General features: G+C 39.2%; 4 protein-coding genes. 2 read left to right on the forward strand and 2 right to left on the reverse strand.

Annotation, left to right across the window (positions count from 1 at the left end):
- Positions 1 to 775 (reverse strand): PriCT-2 domain-containing protein (locus Q0212_RS16580; RefSeq protein ID WP_297927592.1); only part of this gene is annotated, 775 nt, incomplete at its 3' end.
- Complete coding sequence (locus tag Q0212_RS16585) at positions 768 to 959, reverse strand: Cro/CI family transcriptional regulator (RefSeq protein WP_297927594.1); 192 nt, start codon at positions 957 to 959, stop codon at positions 768 to 770. The genes Q0212_RS16580 and Q0212_RS16585, both read right to left, overlap by 8 nt.
- A 105-nt stretch (positions 960 to 1,064) precedes the next feature.
- Here Q0212_RS16585 and Q0212_RS16590 point away from each other — a divergent pair, with 105 nt between their 5' ends.
- Positions 1,065 to 1,415 carry a hypothetical protein gene (locus Q0212_RS16590; protein WP_297927596.1) on the forward strand — a complete coding sequence of 117 codons (351 nt, stop codon included), beginning with the start codon at positions 1,065 to 1,067 and terminating at the stop codon, positions 1,413 to 1,415.
- Between the two features lie 3 nt (positions 1,416 to 1,418).
- Positions 1,419 to 1,481: DUF2800 domain-containing protein (locus tag Q0212_RS16850; protein ID WP_367176092.1), on the forward strand; the 63-nt coding region annotated here is incomplete at its 3' end.

A 1,481-nucleotide genomic window follows, 5' to 3' on the forward strand; every position in this document is an offset into this window, starting at 1 on the left:
GTTTGCTACTTAATGCCGACCATGACACCCACAAATCAAAACCAACATCACTACCTTGATATTGATGATGTAATGCTTGCCCTACCTTGAGCCATGCGTCATATTCAAGCCCCTGCGCTTCATAGGCGAACAATAAACCTTGCACCTCATCATCCGACATATTTAGCGGCAAATCGCGTGTAAAATCATCATCGTCTGATTCATCGTCAACGTCAAAAAGCAATTCGTCATCTTTATCTGTTAAAAACAAATCGACATTGACCGCATCACCATCACCCACCATCACCCATCTATCGCCACCGACAGGGCAACATGGGTAAAACATAAATTGATTAGGTTTGAACGAACACGGGTCAAACTTAAAAAGCGTTAATGTTTTACAAAACGCTTGACTGATAACACGATATTCATCACTTGACACTTCACGCGACAAAGGCAATACCAAGCGAACACGAGGAACATTATTTACATGACGATGCGTGCTATAAGCAACAAACGCACCTAGTCCCGACAACTCTATGTCAAAACTCAAATCGTCAATATCACCCCCTTGATATTCATCAATATCTAAAGTCAATAAAGAGCGACACAATAAATCTTCATCAACACGATGTTCACCGCTAAACGCGCCACCGAGAAAAAAACCAGCGTTTTCTTTTTGTGCGACTTCAACATGATGAGTCAACTTTTTAACAATATCAGCCCACGACTTGACCTTGTTTTCAATTATTCCCATTCCTTTTCCACAGGACACCGCGATTTTATAGTCAGTCATTTTTGTTCTCTTTTTTATACGTTATTGTCACGCTTAACGCGCCACCACTAATGACCATGATTTTGTATTGAGTCTCGTTTGGTGGATATTCCCCCCATTTATAAATAGCATCACGAGTTAAGCCCAAAACGTCTGCTAATTTAGTTACACCGCCAAAATGCTCAATCGCTTCTTGTGTTCTCATAAATCACCTTAATTAACGCTTGTAAAAAGTAGATAAAACTATACGTCATTCTTAAAAAGTATGCTAGTATTAAATCCACACAAACAAACAAAAAGGTAACTTAAAATGAGCTTAGAAAACGAAATCAGTCAATTGACAAAAGCAATCAACGAGTTAAACGCTAATTTTGAGCGTTTCTTTAATAGCCAATCAGCTCCTACACCACCACAACAAATCGAACAAACTCCCGAACCTGAACAAGAAACATTTTTACCAGAAGTGGCAAAAGAAGCTCCAAATATGACTCGTGAGTCATTACAGGCATTTTGTTTAGAAGCTGTAAAACGCAACGTGGCAAATCGTGACATTATTAAGTCAATTATGCTTAATAATTTTGAAGCACGTAAAACAGGTGACTTGGCTGATAATCAAATCAATCTTTGCTACTCAATGATTGCAGAAGCAACAAAGGACTAAATCATGAGCGCACACGCAAAACTTAGTGCAAGTGGTTCATCTCGTTGGCTTGCTTGCACTGGCTCT

This window comes from uncultured Agitococcus sp. (assembly GCF_937920075.1).
In the GTDB taxonomy this organism is placed as follows: domain Bacteria; phylum Pseudomonadota; class Gammaproteobacteria; order Pseudomonadales; family Moraxellaceae; genus Agitococcus.